The organism is Psychrobacter sp. T6-1, from assembly GCF_052258445.1.
In genome coordinates this window covers 1-15,545 of record NZ_JBQQFC010000036.1, presented here as the reverse complement: position 1 = coordinate 15,545, position 15,545 = coordinate 1, and the positions used below count along the sequence as shown (strand labels likewise).

Below are 15,545 nucleotides of genomic sequence, written 5' to 3'. Positions count from 1 at the left end.
GAGTGTCGCAGGATAATATCTTTGCAACCTTTGATACGAGTAGCAGCACGTTTGCAGCTGACGTCTATAAGCAAGCTTTAAACTATAAAAAAAACCCAGAGTTACTGCCGCGCGATGCCAAAATATTATTGTTAGCGTTGTTGCATATTCAGCTTAACAGCCAAGCAGCCTAGAAGCTAAAACATTATCTTTATATCGCCCGAAACTGACTTCTAATCAGAGCTTAGCTAAATTTGAACCAATAGAGTATCTATGGTGTTTTACGCTTGTATACGCTTGTTTACGGCAGGCTCCTACAACTCTTATCACTCTAAGGGTTATACTTCAACAACTATAAATCTAAAAGCCTAGCTCTAATAAAGGCAAAAAACCAAAATAGGAGTCCGTATGCAAACTTTATATATCCATCCAGAAAATCCGCAGCCTCGCCTCATAGAGCAAGCAGCCGATATGCTACGCGGTGATAAGCTGATTATCTACCCCACTGATACCAGTTACGCCTTTGGTTGTCGCCTTGGTGCCAAAGACGCTCTAGAGAAGCTCAAACTCATACGTGAGCTTGATGATAAGCATCAGTTTACGTTGCTATGTCGTGATTTAAGTGAGATCGCTAATTACGCCACCGTTGACAATCAACAATTTAAACAACTAAAGGCCTGTACTCCAGCGCCTATTACCTTTATCTTGAACGCTACCAAAGATGTCCCTAAAAAACTGTCTCATCCAAAGAAAAAAACTATAGGTATACGAGTACCTGGTAACCCTATTGCTCAAGCGCTGTTAGAAGCAATGGATGAACCTATATTGACCAGCTCATTAGTGCTACCCAATCGCGATGACATACTCGATGATCCTTTCGAGATTGAGGAGCTATTAGGTCATGTGATAGATGGTCTGATCAACGCAGGTATCAAGACTACTAAGCTGACTACGATCGTAGACATGACTAATAATCAGCCTGAAATTATCAGACAAGGTGCGGCGGACGTTAGTGCTCTAATGATATAGACAGCACATTAAGCACAAAAAAAAGCTCCAACGAATGGGAGCTTTTTTTATTATAAATGATAGCTAATTTTAGTCACGATCAACTAATTCTACATAAGCCATTGGCGCGTTATCACCATCACGGTGACCACATTTTACAATGCGAAGATAGCCACCTGGACGCGTCTGATAACGTGGACCTAGCGTACCAAATAGTTTACCGACCATAGCTTTGCTACGCATACGGCTAAATGCCAAGCGGCGATTAGCAACGCTGTCTTCTTTAGCCAATGTGATTAGTGGCTCAGCAACGCGGCGTAACTCTTTTGCTTTTGGCAACGTCGTTTTGATCAACTCGTGCTCAAATAATGAGTTGGTCATATTTTGGAACATGGCTTTACGATGACTGCCGGTACGACCCAGCTTGACTCCACTCTTACGATGGCGCATAGTCAAATATCCTTAAAGTTTAGCGGCTACGATAAGAAAAGCGATCATCAACACGTAAGTCAGCAGGTGGCCAATTGTCTAGGCGCATACCGAGCTCTAAATCTTTAGACGCTAGTACGTCCTTGATTTCAGTTAATGATTTCTTACCAAGATTTGGGGTTTTTAATAATTCAGTCTCTGAACGCTGTACCAAATCGCCGATATAGTAAATGTTTTCAGCTTTTAAGCAGTTGGCTGAGCGAACCGTTAGTTCAAGATCATCCACAGGGCGAAGTAGCACTGGGTCGACCTCTTCTTTTTCTTTCACAGGCTCAGGCGCTTCTTCAGCTTCTAGATCAACAAAGATAGAAATCTGTTGTTGTAAAATAGTGGCAGCTTTACGAATTGCTTCTTCTGGATCTATAGTGCCATTAGTTTCAAGCTCAATGATGAGACGATCAAGATCGGTACGCTGCTCGACGCGAGCGTTCTCAACTTGATAAGCAACACGAAGCACTGGGCTAAAGCTTGCATCAAGCTTTAGACGGCCAATTGCTTTGGTGTCGCCATCTTCACGGCGCTGATTTGCTGGCTCATATCCACGACCCATCACTACGCGCAAACGCATCTTAAGATGACCGCGCTCGCTCAATGTGCCTAATACCAATTCTGGATTGATAATGTCTACATTGTGCGGTAGTGCGATGTCTGCAGCAGTAATAGTGCCTGGACCTTGCTTGTCCAAGGTCAAAAATACTTCATTTTGGTCATGAAGGGTAATTGCTAGGCCTTTTAAGTTCAAAAGCAAATCAAGTACGTCCTCTTGCAAGCCTTCAAGCGTAGAGTATTCATGGTCAACACCATCAATCTCAGCTTCAATAACCGCAGCACCAGGTAATGAAGATAACAAGATACGACGAAGAGCATTACCTAAGGTATGCCCAAAGCCGCGTTCTAACGGTTCGAGCGTGACTTTCGCAATCGTTTCGTTAACCGTGTCCACGTTAATGGCATTTGGTGTTAGAAACTCAGTTGCATTTAGCATCATAATGTCACCTCGATAGATTAAACAGGTTTAAATGACATAACATATCCACTGACCAAATCAGTAGATATGCTAAGGTATCACTTATTTTGAGTATAGCTCAACGATCAAGCTTTCGTTGATTTCAGCAGGAAGATCAATGCGATCAGGCGCTTGTTTAAACGTGCCTTGTAATTTGCTGTGATCAACATCTAGCCATTCTGGAATACCGCGCTGCGTGGCAAGCTCAATAGCGTTCTTGATACGTAGCTGTTCGCGAGATTTTTCTTGAATAGCGATAACGTCACCATCTTGCAACTGGATTGATGGAATGTTCACACGAACAAACTCATCACGACCTGCTTTTTTAAGCATGACAGTGCGGTGACTGACCAACTGACGCGCTTCTGCACGAGTTGAGCCAAAGCCCATACGGTATACGACGTTATCGATACGGCTCTCAAGCATAGCTAGCAAGTTCTCACCTGTAGCGCCGCGTTTGCGAGCAGCTTCTTTATAGTAGTTTGCGAACTGACGCTCAAGTACACCATAAATACGCTTAACTTTCTGCTTTTCACGCAGCTGTAAAGCGTATTCTGAAGTCTTGTTACGGCTAACGCCATGTTGACCTGGTGGACGACCAGCTTTTTTGGTCTTGACGTCATAAGGTTTAACACCAGATTTAAGACCTAGGTCAGTGCCTTCACGACGTGATAACTTTAGTTTTGGTCCAATATAACGGGCCATGTTTATGTCTCCTATAAGCTTTTATGATAAAAAGCTTCGTCTTTAGTATTAGACGCGGCGCTTTTTCGGCGCACGGCAACCATTGTGTGGAATTGGGGTCACATCAGAGATGCTGTTCACTTTATAACCCAATGCACCTAGTGCTCTTACCGCAGACTCACGACCCGGTCCTGGTCCTTTGACCAAAACGTCGATATTCTTAACACCGTATTCCTGAGCCGCTTTACCAGCGACTTCAGCTGCAACCTGAGCTGCAAATGGTGTAGATTTACGTGAACCACGGAAGCCTTGTCCACCTGAGGTGGCCCAAGCCAGTGCATTACCTTGACGATCGGTAATCGTTACAATGGTGTTATTAAAAGACGCATGGATGTGGGCAATGCCCTCCGATACTGAACGACGAGCCACTTTTTTGCGACTACGAGTGTCTTTAGCCATCTTTTAGCTTCCTAAGTTAATTATCTTTTGAGAGGGCGTGTCGGACCCTTACGAGTACGAGCGTTATTCTTGGTGTTTTGACCTCTTACTGGTAAGTTACGGCGATGGCGAATGCCACGGTAACAACCAAGATCAACCAAGCGCTTGATATTCATTGACACTTCACGACGAAGGTCACCTTCAGTCATGTATTCTGCAATTTGTGCACGGATAGCATCTAACTGTGTATCATCTAACTGACTGACTTTAGTAGTAGGGGCAATGCCAACTGCTTCTAAGATTTTCTGAGCAGTGGTACGACCTACACCAAAGATGTAAGTTAGTGAAATAACAGCATGCTTATTATCCGGAATGTTGACACCGGCAATACGAGCCATTTATTTCTCCATCAAAGAAAAACAGATATCGTTTGTTTAAACGATATGTTGTTTTCCAAAATTATTGCTGTTAACACCTAAATATCTGCATGCTTTAAAACTCGTATAATCTTTCAATTAATACGCGTCATAAAATGAAACAAATAAAAAGGTATGAACTACGGCAAGTGGCGGATGATATCGCATCCGCCGCGTTTTTTCAAGTGTTAATTGATTTAACAATAAATCTTCGTTAGTCAATTAACCTTGACGTTGCTTGTGGCGTGGTTCAGCAGTACAAATAATATGTACACGACCTTTACGGCGAACTACTTTACAGCTACCACAAATCTTTTTTACTGATGCTTGAACTTTCATCGCATGCTCCTTGAAATATCACGCCGCTCAGTTTATGGCTGAGTGGGCGACTGAATTAACGTCTGATCGTGGTATTGATGCGTCATCAAATGCGCTTGAATCTGCGAGATGAAATCCATTACCACTACTACCATAATCAATAGTGATGTACCACCAAGATTAAATGGCACACCAAAACCTGACTGGATGACCATAGGCATCAAACAAATAACCGTCATATACATCGCGCCGATGAAAGTTAATCGATTTAATACGTGATCAAGATAACGCTGAGTTTGTTGTCCGGGACGAATACCTGGGATATACGCACCGCTTCGTTTAAGGTTTTCAGCGACTTCACGAGGACTAAAAACTAATGCCGTATAAAAATAACAAAAGAAAATAATCATCGCACCAAACAGTACTAAATATAACGGCTGTCCAGGAGACAACACTAGTGCCATATTTTGTAGTATCTTTTGCACAAAGGTAGGATCGGTTGAATGACCTACCCATTGACCCAAACTTGCTGGAAACAGTAACAAGGAGCTGGCAAAAATAGCAGGGATAACCCCTGCCATGTTTATTTTCAATGGCAAGTGTGATTGCTGCTGAGCGTATATTTTGCGGCCTTGCTGCTGCTTTTGTGCATAGTTAACAGGAACACGGCGCTGAGCACGTTCAATATAAACGATACCCGCGGTTACCGCGATGCCTAATATAACAAAGATAAAGAGTACAATCAGATTCATCTGACCCTGATTGACCTGTTCAATAGATTGTGAAATCATGCCAGGGGTACCTGCGACAATGCTTGCAAAAATAAGCATTGAGATACCATTACCCACGCCGCGCTCTGTGATCTGCTCACCAAGCCACATCAAGAACATAGCGCCCGCTACCAATGAGGTCACCGCCGGTATATAAAAGGTAAGACCGCTAGATAACGTCAAGTTCTGACTGATCAATCCTGCACACATTCCAAGCGACTGCACTAAAGCTAAAGCAAGGGTGCCTTGACGGGTATACTTGTTTAGCTTGCGACGTCCAGCCTCACCGTCTTTTTTGAGCGCTTCAAGCGACGGAACGACTGCTGACATCATCTGTACAATAATAGAGGCAGAGATATAAGGCATAATGCCGAGCGCCATAATAGACATACGCTCTAAAGCACCACCTGAGAACATATTGAACATGCTCAAAATGGTGTTTTCATTACGCGAAAATAAATCAGCTAAATTGACAGGGTTGATACCAGGAACAGGAATATGTGACCCTAAACGATAAACAATCAACGCACCGATCAAAAATAGTAAGCGCGTCCAGAGCTCATCATACTTGCGTATAAAGGCGAAAGGATTAAGCGGTATACCAGTCGATGACATTGATTGCTTTGACACGTTACTACTCCTCGATACTACCACCAGCAGCTTCGATTGCCTGCTTAGCGCCTTTAGTCACTTTGATACCTTTAAAGGTAAAAGCTTTAGTGACTTCGCCTGATAGCATAACGCGAGCACGCTTCATATCACGACGGACAAGGTTAGCCGCTTTAAGCGTCTCTAAGCTGACTACATCACCGTCAATTTTGTTGAGCTCAGACAGACGGACTTCAGCCGTAGTCATTGCCATTTTACTAGTAAAGCCAAATTTTGGTAGACGACGGTACAAAGGCATTTGACCACCCTCAAATCCTGAGCGTATGCTAGAACCTGAACGTGATTTTTGACCTTTCACACCGCGACCGCCTGTTTTACCAAGACCTGAACCGATACCGCGACCACGACGTTGGGCAGTTTTCTTTGCGCCAACACCTGGTGATAATTCGTTTAATCTAAGACCCATTACGCTTCCTCCACTTTTACCATGTAGTTAACGCGATTGACCATGCCACGAGTTGATGGGGTATCTTCAACTTCTACAGTATGGTTAATACGGCGTAAACCCAATCCTTTCAAGCTAGCTTTGTGGCTCTTGAGGCGATGGGCACCTGATTTTACTTGAGTGACTTTCATTGTTTTCATCAATATTCACCTAGTCCTATCTACTAAAGGTTAGCCCAAAATTTCGTCTACAGATTTACCACGTTTTGCTGCCATCTTTTCTGGAGTTGACATATCACGTAAACCGTTAAATGTTGCGCGAACAACGTTAGCAGTATTGGTAGAGCCATAACACTTAGTCAAAACGTCTTTGACACCAGCAACTTCTAATACAGCACGCATTGCGCCACCAGCGATAACGCCAGTACCTTCAGATGCAGGTTGCATATAGACTTTACTTGCGCCATGACGGGCTTTGATCGGATGATACAAAGTGGCTTCGTTAAGCTCCACTGTGATCATATTACGCTTCGCCGCTTCTAGAGCTTTTTGAATAGCCGCTGGGACTTCACGTGCTTTACCACGTCCAAAACCAACGCGACCATTACCATCACCCACAACGGTTAAAGCTGTGAATGAAAAAATACGACCACCTTTGACCACTTTTGCAACGCGATCAACGGTGACTAGACGCTCTACTAAACCGTCTGAAGGTTCATTTTTGTCATTATTTCTAGCCATGATTAAAACTCCAATCCGTTTTCGCGAGCAGCTTCAGCTAAAGCTTTTACTCGACCATGATATTTAAAACCGCTACGATCAAAGGCAACTTTGGTAATACCAGCTGCTTTTGCACGTTCTGCGATCATTTGGCCTACAGATGTCGCAGCATCAGTGTTGCCAGTTGCACCTGAACGCAGACTGCTATCTAGTGTAGATGCCTGAGCGATCACTTCACCACCACTTGGAGAGATAATCTGGGCATACATATGCTTTGGCGTGCGAGTGACGGTTAGACGATGAACGCCCAAAAATCTGATATGCGCACGGGTTTTCTTAGCTCGACGCAGACGAGCTGCTTTTTTATCAAACATTTCAACTCACCTTATTTTTTCTTGGCTTCTTTGCGAATCACGTGCTCGTCACTATAACGAATACCTTTACCTTTATAAGGCTCTGGTGGACGGAAGGCGCGGATATTTGCCGCGGCTTGACCAAGCTGCTGCTTATTGTTTGATTTTAAAACAATTTCAGTTTGCGTTGGGGTTTCGGCCGACACACTCTCTGGCAACGTATACTCTACTGGATGTGAATAACCGACGTTCAAGGTTACTTTATCACTAGTAGCTTGAGCACGATAACCAACACCGATGAGTTGAAGACGTTTTTCAAAGCCTTCGGTTACGCCGATAACATGGTTGTTAAGTAAGGCGCGTACGGTGCCAGTATGCATCATGGCTTCTTTTGAATCGACTGTAGGTGAGAGAATGATAGCATCATCTTCCTGTTTCAGCTCGACCAATTCATGCAGGTGTAAAGACAAAGTACCGTTCTTGCCTTTCACTTCGACCTGCCGATCGTTCAAAGTAACACTAACGCCGTTTGGCAAGGTTACTGGGGCTTTAGCCACACGAGACATAGGAATATTCCTTAAAAAATTAACTTCTTCTGTTAGCCAATTATCATCAATAAAAATAGGAGAAGATAATAGCGAAAAAACTAACAGGCTAAAAAGCGTGCTAGTTTATCATAATTAAGCTTGCCTAGCACCTATCAATTGCTATTAACTAAAAAAGCATTATTGCATCTGATGGTGCTTTGTTTATTGCTGTCCTCAATAGAATAGCAATAAACAATAAGGCCTAAGTGGTATCTTGGTTGCTTGGTAACTTAATATTTGATAACCAAATATTAAGCAACAAAAGCAACGATTTCGCCACCGATACCAGCAGCGCGTGCAGCACGATCACTCATGATGCCTTGACTGGTTGATACGATAGCAACACCCATACCTTGCTTAACAGTTGGGATGTTATCTTTACCGCGATGCTGGCGCAGACCAGGACGGCTAAAGCGTTGAATAGTTTCGATGACAGGTTTGCCTTCGAAGTATTTTAATTCAATAGACAACGTCGCTTTATTGTTATCTTCTTGAGTAACAGTTGCGTTTGCCACATAACCTTCGCTAACCAATAGATCAGCGATTGATTTGCGTAGCTTTGAGCTTGGCATCGCAACCGATACTTTGTTCGCCATTTGCGCGTTACGAATACGGGTTAGCATATCAGCAACAGTATCTTGCATACTCATGTCTTACTCCTTACCAGCTTGCTTTACGAACACCAGGTACATCACCTTGCATGACACGCTCACGCAACATGTTGCGAGATAAGCCAAACTTACGGTAGTAACCATGAGGGCGACCAGTGATAGCACAGCGATTACGCAGACGTACTGGAGATGCGTTACGTGGTAGAGACTGAAGCTCTAACATAGCATCCATACGCTCTTCGTCACTTGCGTTGACATCACTGATAGTCTCTTTTAGCTTAATACGCTTCTCAGCATATTTAGCAACCATTTTTTCGCGCTTTAATTCGCGATTAATCATGCTCTTCTTTGCCATAACGTCTTTACCTTATTTGAATGGGAAGCCGAATGCTTTGAGTAACGCACGACCTTCTTCATCATTACCTGCAGAGGTGGTGATCGTTACATCCATACCGCGAATACGATCAATTTTATCATATTCGATTTCTGGGAATACGATCTGCTCTTTAATACCTAAAGAGTAGTTACCACGTCCGTCAAAGGCTTTAGGTGAAAAACCGCGAAAGTCACGAATACGAGGAATCGCAATAGCAATGAGACGATCTAAAAATTCGTACATTTGCTCACCGCGAAGCGTTACTTTACAGCCAATCGGCCATTCTTCACGAATCTTAAAGCCAGCAACTGACTTACGAGCTTTAGTAACAACAGGCTTTTGACCAGCAATTGCGATCATGTCAGCTACCGCACCTTCAAGCAATTTCTTGTCTTGAGACGCACCGCCCACACCCATATTAAGTGTGATCTTAGTGATTTTAGGCACTTGCATCACGTTAGCTAAATCAAGTTCTTCTTTGATCTGTTGCTTTAGTTCTTGGTTATATAAAGTCTTTAATCTTGCCATTACCATTACACCCTTAGTGTCTTACGCAGTCGCCACAACTTCACCATTTGAACGATAAACGCGTTGTTTGACGCCTTCATCATTCGTCTGATAAGTAATACGGTCTGCTTTTTGGGTTTGCGCATTTAAAATCGCGACGTTTGAGATATGCAAAAAAGCTTCTTGCTTAACAATGCCACCCTCAACGCCAGTTGCCTGATTTGGCTTCTGATGTTTAGTGACGATGTTGATGCCTTCAACTTTAATACGATCGTTTTTTACAGCTTGAACAGTACCTTGTTTGCCTTTATCTTTACCAGCAATAACAATAACTGTGTCGCCTTTTCGTAATTTAGCCATGGGTTACCTCACAATACTTCTGGTGCTAGGGATACAATTTTCATAAACTGATCACCACGTAGTTCACGAGTTACCGGTCCAAAAATACGAGTTGCAATCGGTGCTTTGTTTTGGTTGAGCAATACCGCAGCATTGTCATCAAAACGAATAACCGAACCATCAGGGCGACGAACGCCTTTTTTGGTACGTACAACTACTGCATTCATCACGTCGCCTTTTTTGACACGACCGCGAGGAATAGCTTCTTTAACCGTAATCTTGATAATATCGCCGACAGATGCGTAACGACGATGAGAACCACCCAGTACTTTAATGCACTGAACTCGTCTTGCACCGCTATTGTCTGCAACTTCCAGCATAGATTCAACCTGAATCATAGCGTTACTCCACAGGTATGAGCAATAAAAACCAGTTGCTGCCGCTAGCACAGAATGAGTAGACGGCATTTTGGTATAAATAGCGCCTTACTCATAAGTGAGCGATTACGGCAAGCGCAATCAGCATCCTTAAAAAGGCGGGTATTTTAACAGCTTCTGGTATTCAATGCAATTTACTTAGATTTTTTCTACTTTTTCAACCACATCAACTAAAGTCCAAGACTTAGTTTTTGAGATTGGACGTGTCTCTTTGATACGGACAAGATCGCCTTGTTGGCAAACGTTGTCTTCATCATGGGCTTTGATTTTGGTAGAACGACGAAGCTGTTTGCCATACAAAGGATGACGAACCAGACGCTCAATCAAAACTGTGATGGACTTGTCCATCTTGTCGCTGACAACTCGTCCTGTCAATACGCTAGCGTTGGTGGCTGTTTGATTGTTTTCGCTCATGAGTCGCCTCGTTGTTTCTCGTTGATCAAAGTCTGAATCTGGGCAATCGTGCGACGATTGCCTCTGACTTCATGGGTATTCCCCAACTGACCTGTTGCTTTAGCCATACGAATACGGAAAGCATCAAGTTGCTTTTCATCAAGTAACCCGGTCAGCTCTTCTAATGATTTATCACGTAATTCACTGATCTTCATTACATTATCGTCCGCTTAACAATGGTAGTTTTAAAGGGCAGTTTGGCTGCTGCAAGCGTTAGAGCATCGCGAGCAAGCTCTTCTGAAACCCCTTCGATTTCATATAGCACTTTACCAGGTTTGATCTCACATACCCAATATTCAACTGGACCTTTACCTTTACCCATACGTACTTCTAATGGCTTGTTGGTAATAGGTTTGTCTGGGAATACGCGAATCCAAATCTTACCACCACGTTTGATTTTACGAGTAATGGTACGACGTGCTGCTTCGATTTGACGAGCTGTCATACGACCACGCGTCAAAGATTTTAGACCAATTTGTCCGAATGCAACGGTGCTTCCACGATGAGCGAGCCCTGTGTTACGACCTTTATGCATTTTGCGAAACTTGGTACGTTTTGGCTGTAACATAGTTTAACCTCTGTCTGAGTTTCGACGGTTTCCACCACGGCCACGGCGTTTTGGCGCACGAGGCTCTTCTTTGACCGGATTATAAACACTGTTCATACCGTCAAGGATTTCTCCGCGGAAGATCCAAACTTTCACACCGATGGTGCCGTAAGTTGTTTCTGCACGTACTGACGCATAGTCAATATCAGCGCGTAGTGTATGTAATGGCACGCGGCCTTCACGGTACCATTCAGTACGAGCAATCTCAGCACCGCCAAGACGGCCTGACAACTCAACTTTGATACCTTTAGCACCAGAGCGCATGCTGTTCTGTACGGCGCGCTTCATAGCACGGCGGAACATAACACGACGCTCAAGCTGGCTACCAATACCATCAGCAACGAGACGAGCATCTAGATCAGGTGATGTGATCTCTTCAATGTTGACCTGAGCAGGTACGCCCATAATTTTGGTCAATTCTTTTTGAAGTCTTTCGATATCTTCGCCTTTCTTACCGATAACAATACCAGGACGCGCAGTGGCGATGGTAATTTTAACAGCGCCAGTAGGACGCTCGATCATGATGTTACTGATCATAGCGCTATCTAGCTTTTTGCGTAGATACTCACGAACTTGAATGTCGTTGATGAGGTATTCTGAGTACTGTTTAGGATCAGCATACCAGTTTGCGTTATGCTTTTTGACAACACCAAGACGAATTCCGATTGGATGTACTTTTTGACCCATAACTTATTCTCCTACCTTTATAGTGATGTGACAGGTACGCTTGCTGATACGATCAGCGCGACCTTTTGCACGTGGTAGGATACGTTTTAGCGTAATGCCTTCATCAACGTAGATAGTAGCGACTTTTAGGTCGTCAATATCTAGGCCATGATTATGCTCGGCATTGGCGATGGCTGAGTTAAGACATTTCTTAACAAACACAGCGCCTTTTTTATTGCTATACGTTAGGATATCCAGAGCACGCTCAATGGGCTTGCCACGAACTTCATCAGCAACGAGTCTAACTTTTTGTGCCGAGATGGCGGCACCGCGTAATTTTGCAGTTACTTCCATGGTAAGCACCTTATCTCTTAGCTTTTCTGTCAATGCCATGACCACGATACGTACGAGTCGGGGCAAATTCACCTAGTTTATGACCAACCATCTGTTCGCTGATAATGACAGGTACGTGAGTACGACCATTATGAACAGATAAAGTTAGGCCAACCATTTGTGGCAAAATCATCGAGCGGCGCGACCAAGTCTTAATAGGTTTGCGTGAGTTGGCATCAATTGCAGCTTCAACTTTGGCAAACAGGTGCGCGTCTATGAATGGACCTTTTTTCAATGAACGAGGCATGAAATTCTTCCTTTATTTCTTCTTGGCGCGACGGCGGATGATCATATTGTCAGTACGCTTATTGCTACGCGTTTTAAGTCCTTTAGACTTCTGACCCCAAGGGCTGGTTGGATGGCGACCTTTGTTACGACCTTCACCACCACCATGCGGGTGATCAACTGGGTTCATCGCGACACCACGAACTGATGGGCGAATACCGCGCCAACGTGATGCACCGGCTTTACCAAGTGATTTTAGGTTATTCTCAGTGTTAGAGACTTCACCGATAACGGCACGGCAGTTGACGTGTACACGGCGAGTTTCACCTGAACGCATACGCAAAATAGCGTAAATACCGTCACGACCCAATAACTGTACGCTTGTACCCGCAGAGCGAGCCATCTGTGCGCCTTTACCGATTTTAAGCTCGATATTATGGATCACAGTACCTAAAGGTATGTTTTTGAGCGGTAAACAGTTGCCTGGACGAATAGGTGAGTTTTCACCTGACATCACAGTATCACCAACCGCTTGTTTTTTGGCAGCGATGATATAACGGCGTTCGCCATCAGCGTACTTAAGAAGTGCAATATGAGCAGTACGGTTAGGATCGTATTCAATACGCTCGACCGTAGCTGGGATATTGTCCTTAGTACGTTTGAAGTCAATAATACGATAATGCTGCTTGTGACCACCGCCGATATGGCGAGTAGTAATACGGCCATTATTGTTACGACCACCTGACTTACTTTTTGATTCTAGGAGCGGTGCATACGGACGACCTTTATAAAGGTGTGGATGCACTACTTTTTCAACAAAACGACGGCCGGGTGATGTTGGCTTTGCTTTTACGATAGGCATGAGTGTAATCCTTATTCGTTGTTCGCTGTTTCACTAGTAGAATCAGTTGCGCTTGCAACCTCTTCACCAGCATCAGCCATTTGTACATCTTGACCAGCTTTTAAGGTAACATAGGCTTTTTTGTAGTCATTACGACGACCGATGCTTTTACCAAAACGCTTCGTCTTACCTTTAACGTTCAAAGTGTTTACTTTGGTGACTTCAACACCTTCAAACATGAGCTCAACTGCTTTTTTGACTTCTAGCTTAGTAGCATTAGAATCAATTTTGAATACTTGTACACCAAGTGAGTCGCCAAGCATTTGAGATTTTTCTGAGAAGACAGGTCCTCTTAGGATCTGATAAAGTCTTGCGTTATTCATGCTAGTGCTTCCTCAAATTGTTTCGCAGCTTCAACTGACATGATCACTTTATCAAAGGCGATCAAGCTCACTGGATCCACTTCACTTGTACCTAGTACATTGACATGTGGAATATTACGGGCGGCTAGGTATAAATTTTCGTCAATGTTTGTCGTGACGATTAGGGCACGAGGTGCGCCTAAATCATTTAACTTAGCGATCAGCTCTTTGGTCTTAGGTGCAGAAACACTAATCTCTTCAACTAAAATTAGACGCTCTTGACGTACTAATTCAGCAAGAATGCACTGCATAGCACCGCGATACATTTTGCGGTTAACTTTTTGTGACCAGTCTTGTGGCTTTGCGGCAAATGCGCGACCACCAGAACGCCAGATTGGGCTACGAATAGAGCCTGCACGAGCGCGACCAGTACCTTTTTGGCGCCATGGCTTGATGCCACCGCCAGAAACTTCGGCACGGGTTTTTTGTGCACGTGTACCTTGGCGTCCGCCCGCTAAATAAGCGGTGACGACTTGATGCACTAATGCTTCATTGAATTCACGACCAAACGCTGTGTCAGAAAGTTCAACTGCCGCACCTGTAACTGTTTTTAAATCCACGTTAATCCCCTTGCTTAGGCTTTGATTGACGGACGCACGATGACATCGCCACCGGTAGCACCAGGGATTGCACCCTTAATGACCAGCAATCCTTTTTCGGCATCAACCGAGACCACTTCTAAGCCTTGAACCGTAACACGTTTGTTACCCATCTGGCCTGCCATTTTCTTACCTTTAAATACTTTACCTGGTGACTGGTTTTGACCAGTTGAACCATGGGCACGGTGAGAAACTGAGTTACCATGAGTAGCATCTTGCATGCTAAAGTTGTGACGCTTAACTGGACCCTGAAAGCCTTTACCTTTGCTTTGTCCTGTGACATCGACCATCTGACCTACTTCGAACAAGTCAGCTAAGATCTCACCACCGATTTCGCGACCCTCAAGGTCACCCTCGGTAGCACGAAATTCCCAAACACCACGGCCCGCTTTTACGCCAGCTTTGGCAAAATGTCCTTTTTGAGCTGCAGTTACGCGGCTGTCACGACGAGTGCCTGTGGTGATTTGGATGGCTTGATAGCCATCTGTATCTTCATTTTTTACTTGAGTAATGCGGTTTGCATCGACCTCAATCACGGTTACAGGGGTAGACGCACCTGCTTCAGTGAAGACACGGGTCATGCCGCATTTTTTACCGACTAAACCGATCGCCATTTTAAACCTCTTTATATCTTATTAATGGGTTGGGTGTGTGTTAGCCCAAAGCAATTTGAACGTCAACACCCGCCGCTAAATCTAACTTCATCAGCGCATCCACAGTTTTGTCAGTTGGCTGAACAATATCAACCATACGCTTGTGAGTACGAATCTCGTACTGATCACGCGCGTCTTTGTTGACGTGTGGTGAGGTTAGAACGTCGAAGCGCTCAATGCGAGTCGGCAACGGTACAGGACCACAAACTTGCGCACCGGTGCGCTTTGCAGTATCGACAATCTCTTGCGCCGACTGATCAATCAGGCGATGGTCAAAAGATTTGAGTCTGATACGGATTCTCTGGTTAGCCATGCCAGCAAGCTCCTAATATATGTTTTCGTCATTCTTGCAAAACAAGGTGATGACCAAAAGCCGTTTAATTAAATATTCACTCAAGATAGTTATCTGTTCTTTATCAAAACAAGCAACGACCAAAAGTAAAATAGTTTAAAGCCCAACCGAATCTCCTATTAATATGGAAATCAGTAAAGGCATATGAAATAGTGCTAGAAACGATGCTCTAGCTGTCATAGCGCCAGCAACTTGCTAAGCGGCGCTCTTGTAATTCAGTGGTGTGTATTATACATAGTATAT

Annotated in this window: 29 protein-coding genes; 1 reads left to right on the top strand and 28 read right to left on the bottom strand. The window is 44.0% G+C overall.

Annotation, left to right across the window (positions count from 1 at the left end; all coding sequences use genetic code 11):
* Positions 1-387: 387 nt before the first annotated feature.
* Positions 388-1,008, top strand: a complete 621-nt coding sequence (locus ACTXGO_RS04120; protein ID WP_317200620.1) for an L-threonylcarbamoyladenylate synthase — start codon at positions 388-390, stop codon at positions 1,006-1,008.
* Between the two features lie 69 nt (positions 1,009-1,077).
* On the opposite strand, the gene rplQ is transcribed toward ACTXGO_RS04120, so the two are convergent.
* From rplQ to rpsJ, 28 genes are all read right to left on the bottom strand, one after another.
* Positions 1,078-1,437, bottom strand: a complete 360-nt coding sequence (rplQ, locus tag ACTXGO_RS04115; RefSeq protein WP_075102287.1) for a 50S ribosomal protein L17 — start codon at positions 1,435-1,437, stop codon at positions 1,078-1,080.
* Positions 1,438-1,456: 19 nt separating this feature from the next.
* Positions 1,457-2,464 carry a DNA-directed RNA polymerase subunit alpha gene (locus ACTXGO_RS04110; RefSeq protein WP_062533658.1) on the bottom strand — a complete coding sequence of 336 codons (1,008 nt, stop codon included), beginning with the start codon at positions 2,462-2,464 and terminating at the stop codon, positions 1,457-1,459.
* An 81-nt stretch (positions 2,465-2,545) separates the two neighbouring features.
* Positions 2,546-3,187 (bottom strand): 30S ribosomal protein S4, encoded by a 642-nt coding sequence (gene rpsD, locus ACTXGO_RS04105; protein ID WP_317200619.1) that lies wholly within the window; start codon positions 3,185-3,187, stop codon positions 2,546-2,548.
* Between the two features lie 48 nt (positions 3,188-3,235).
* Positions 3,236-3,625, bottom strand: coding sequence for a 30S ribosomal protein S11 (gene rpsK, locus ACTXGO_RS04100; protein WP_010196728.1), 390 nt, complete (start codon positions 3,623-3,625; stop codon positions 3,236-3,238).
* Between the two features lie 20 nt (positions 3,626-3,645).
* Positions 3,646-4,002 carry a 30S ribosomal protein S13 gene (gene rpsM / locus ACTXGO_RS04095; RefSeq protein ID WP_317200618.1) on the bottom strand — a complete coding sequence of 119 codons (357 nt, stop codon included), beginning with the start codon at positions 4,000-4,002 and terminating at the stop codon, positions 3,646-3,648.
* Positions 4,003-4,242: 240 nt separating this feature from the next.
* The gene (rpmJ, locus tag ACTXGO_RS04090; RefSeq protein WP_010196721.1) at positions 4,243-4,359 is read right to left on the bottom strand and encodes a 50S ribosomal protein L36; all 117 of its coding nucleotides are present in this window, start codon (positions 4,357-4,359) and stop codon (positions 4,243-4,245) included.
* Between the two features lie 32 nt (positions 4,360-4,391).
* On the bottom strand, positions 4,392-5,723 hold the full coding sequence (gene secY, locus ACTXGO_RS04085) for a preprotein translocase subunit SecY (protein WP_317200663.1): 1,332 nt from the start codon (positions 5,721-5,723) through the stop codon (positions 4,392-4,394).
* A gap of 19 nt (positions 5,724-5,742) precedes the next feature.
* The gene (rplO, locus tag ACTXGO_RS04080; RefSeq protein WP_317200617.1) at positions 5,743-6,183 is read right to left on the bottom strand and encodes a 50S ribosomal protein L15; all 441 of its coding nucleotides are present in this window, start codon (positions 6,181-6,183) and stop codon (positions 5,743-5,745) included.
* Positions 6,183-6,362: a 50S ribosomal protein L30 gene (gene rpmD, locus ACTXGO_RS04075; protein ID WP_201623017.1), complete on the bottom strand. Its 180-nt coding sequence runs from the start codon at positions 6,360-6,362 to the stop codon at positions 6,183-6,185. The genes rplO and rpmD overlap by 1 nt, the downstream gene beginning before the upstream one ends.
* 30 nt (positions 6,363-6,392) lie before the next feature.
* The gene (rpsE, locus tag ACTXGO_RS04070; protein ID WP_317200615.1) at positions 6,393-6,902 is read right to left on the bottom strand and encodes a 30S ribosomal protein S5; all 510 of its coding nucleotides are present in this window, start codon (positions 6,900-6,902) and stop codon (positions 6,393-6,395) included.
* Positions 6,903-6,904: 2 nt separating this feature from the next.
* Positions 6,905-7,255, bottom strand: coding sequence for a 50S ribosomal protein L18 (gene rplR / locus ACTXGO_RS04065; RefSeq protein WP_317200614.1), 351 nt, complete (start codon positions 7,253-7,255; stop codon positions 6,905-6,907).
* A gap of 11 nt (positions 7,256-7,266) precedes the next feature.
* Positions 7,267-7,800 carry a 50S ribosomal protein L6 gene (rplF, locus tag ACTXGO_RS04060; protein ID WP_317200613.1) on the bottom strand — a complete coding sequence of 178 codons (534 nt, stop codon included), beginning with the start codon at positions 7,798-7,800 and terminating at the stop codon, positions 7,267-7,269.
* 272 nt (positions 7,801-8,072) lie between these two features.
* The gene (gene rpsH, locus ACTXGO_RS04055; protein ID WP_317200612.1) at positions 8,073-8,471 is read right to left on the bottom strand and encodes a 30S ribosomal protein S8; all 399 of its coding nucleotides are present in this window, start codon (positions 8,469-8,471) and stop codon (positions 8,073-8,075) included.
* A gap of 10 nt (positions 8,472-8,481) precedes the next feature.
* Positions 8,482-8,787, bottom strand: coding sequence for a 30S ribosomal protein S14 (rpsN, locus tag ACTXGO_RS04050; protein WP_317200611.1), 306 nt, complete (start codon positions 8,785-8,787; stop codon positions 8,482-8,484).
* 12 nt (positions 8,788-8,799) lie between these two features.
* The gene (rplE, locus tag ACTXGO_RS04045; RefSeq protein WP_317200610.1) at positions 8,800-9,336 is read right to left on the bottom strand and encodes a 50S ribosomal protein L5; all 537 of its coding nucleotides are present in this window, start codon (positions 9,334-9,336) and stop codon (positions 8,800-8,802) included.
* Between the two features lie 21 nt (positions 9,337-9,357).
* Positions 9,358-9,675: a 50S ribosomal protein L24 gene (gene rplX, locus ACTXGO_RS04040; RefSeq protein WP_317200609.1), complete on the bottom strand. Its 318-nt coding sequence runs from the start codon at positions 9,673-9,675 to the stop codon at positions 9,358-9,360.
* Between the two features lie 8 nt (positions 9,676-9,683).
* Positions 9,684-10,052 carry a 50S ribosomal protein L14 gene (rplN, locus tag ACTXGO_RS04035; protein ID WP_317200662.1) on the bottom strand — a complete coding sequence of 123 codons (369 nt, stop codon included), beginning with the start codon at positions 10,050-10,052 and terminating at the stop codon, positions 9,684-9,686.
* 177 nt (positions 10,053-10,229) lie between these two features.
* Entirely contained in the window at positions 10,230-10,505 is a 276-nt protein-coding gene (gene rpsQ, locus ACTXGO_RS04030) for a 30S ribosomal protein S17 (protein WP_317200608.1), read from the bottom strand.
* Positions 10,502-10,699 (bottom strand): 50S ribosomal protein L29, encoded by a 198-nt coding sequence (gene rpmC / locus ACTXGO_RS04025; RefSeq protein ID WP_317200607.1) that lies wholly within the window; start codon positions 10,697-10,699, stop codon positions 10,502-10,504. Before rpmC ends, rpsQ begins: the two co-directional genes overlap by 4 nt.
* Positions 10,699-11,112 carry a 50S ribosomal protein L16 gene (gene rplP, locus ACTXGO_RS04020; protein ID WP_025644399.1) on the bottom strand — a complete coding sequence of 138 codons (414 nt, stop codon included), beginning with the start codon at positions 11,110-11,112 and terminating at the stop codon, positions 10,699-10,701. Before rplP ends, rpmC begins: the two co-directional genes overlap by 1 nt.
* A 3-nt stretch (positions 11,113-11,115) precedes the next feature.
* A complete protein-coding gene (gene rpsC, locus ACTXGO_RS04015) occupies positions 11,116-11,838 on the bottom strand; it encodes a 30S ribosomal protein S3 (RefSeq protein ID WP_443573431.1) in 723 nt (240 codons plus the stop codon).
* Positions 11,839-11,841: 3 nt separating this feature from the next.
* On the bottom strand, positions 11,842-12,171 hold the full coding sequence (gene rplV / locus ACTXGO_RS04010) for a 50S ribosomal protein L22 (RefSeq protein WP_025644408.1): 330 nt from the start codon (positions 12,169-12,171) through the stop codon (positions 11,842-11,844).
* 10 nt (positions 12,172-12,181) lie between these two features.
* A complete protein-coding gene (gene rpsS, locus ACTXGO_RS04005) occupies positions 12,182-12,457 on the bottom strand; it encodes a 30S ribosomal protein S19 (protein WP_317200605.1) in 276 nt (91 codons plus the stop codon).
* Positions 12,458-12,469: 12 nt separating this feature from the next.
* A complete protein-coding gene (gene rplB / locus ACTXGO_RS04000; RefSeq protein WP_317200604.1) occupies positions 12,470-13,297 on the bottom strand; it encodes a 50S ribosomal protein L2 in 828 nt (275 codons plus the stop codon).
* 11 nt (positions 13,298-13,308) lie between these two features.
* A complete protein-coding gene (rplW, locus tag ACTXGO_RS03995; protein WP_317200603.1) occupies positions 13,309-13,659 on the bottom strand; it encodes a 50S ribosomal protein L23 in 351 nt (116 codons plus the stop codon).
* On the bottom strand, positions 13,656-14,258 hold the full coding sequence (rplD, locus tag ACTXGO_RS03990; RefSeq protein ID WP_435950369.1) for a 50S ribosomal protein L4: 603 nt from the start codon (positions 14,256-14,258) through the stop codon (positions 13,656-13,658). Before rplD ends, rplW begins: the two co-directional genes overlap by 4 nt.
* Positions 14,259-14,272: 14 nt before the next feature.
* A complete protein-coding gene (rplC, locus tag ACTXGO_RS03985) occupies positions 14,273-14,911 on the bottom strand; it encodes a 50S ribosomal protein L3 (RefSeq protein WP_317200601.1) in 639 nt (212 codons plus the stop codon).
* 40 nt (positions 14,912-14,951) lie between these two features.
* On the bottom strand, positions 14,952-15,263 hold the full coding sequence (gene rpsJ / locus ACTXGO_RS03980; RefSeq protein ID WP_025644420.1) for a 30S ribosomal protein S10: 312 nt from the start codon (positions 15,261-15,263) through the stop codon (positions 14,952-14,954).
* Between the last annotated feature and the right edge of the window lie 282 nt (positions 15,264-15,545).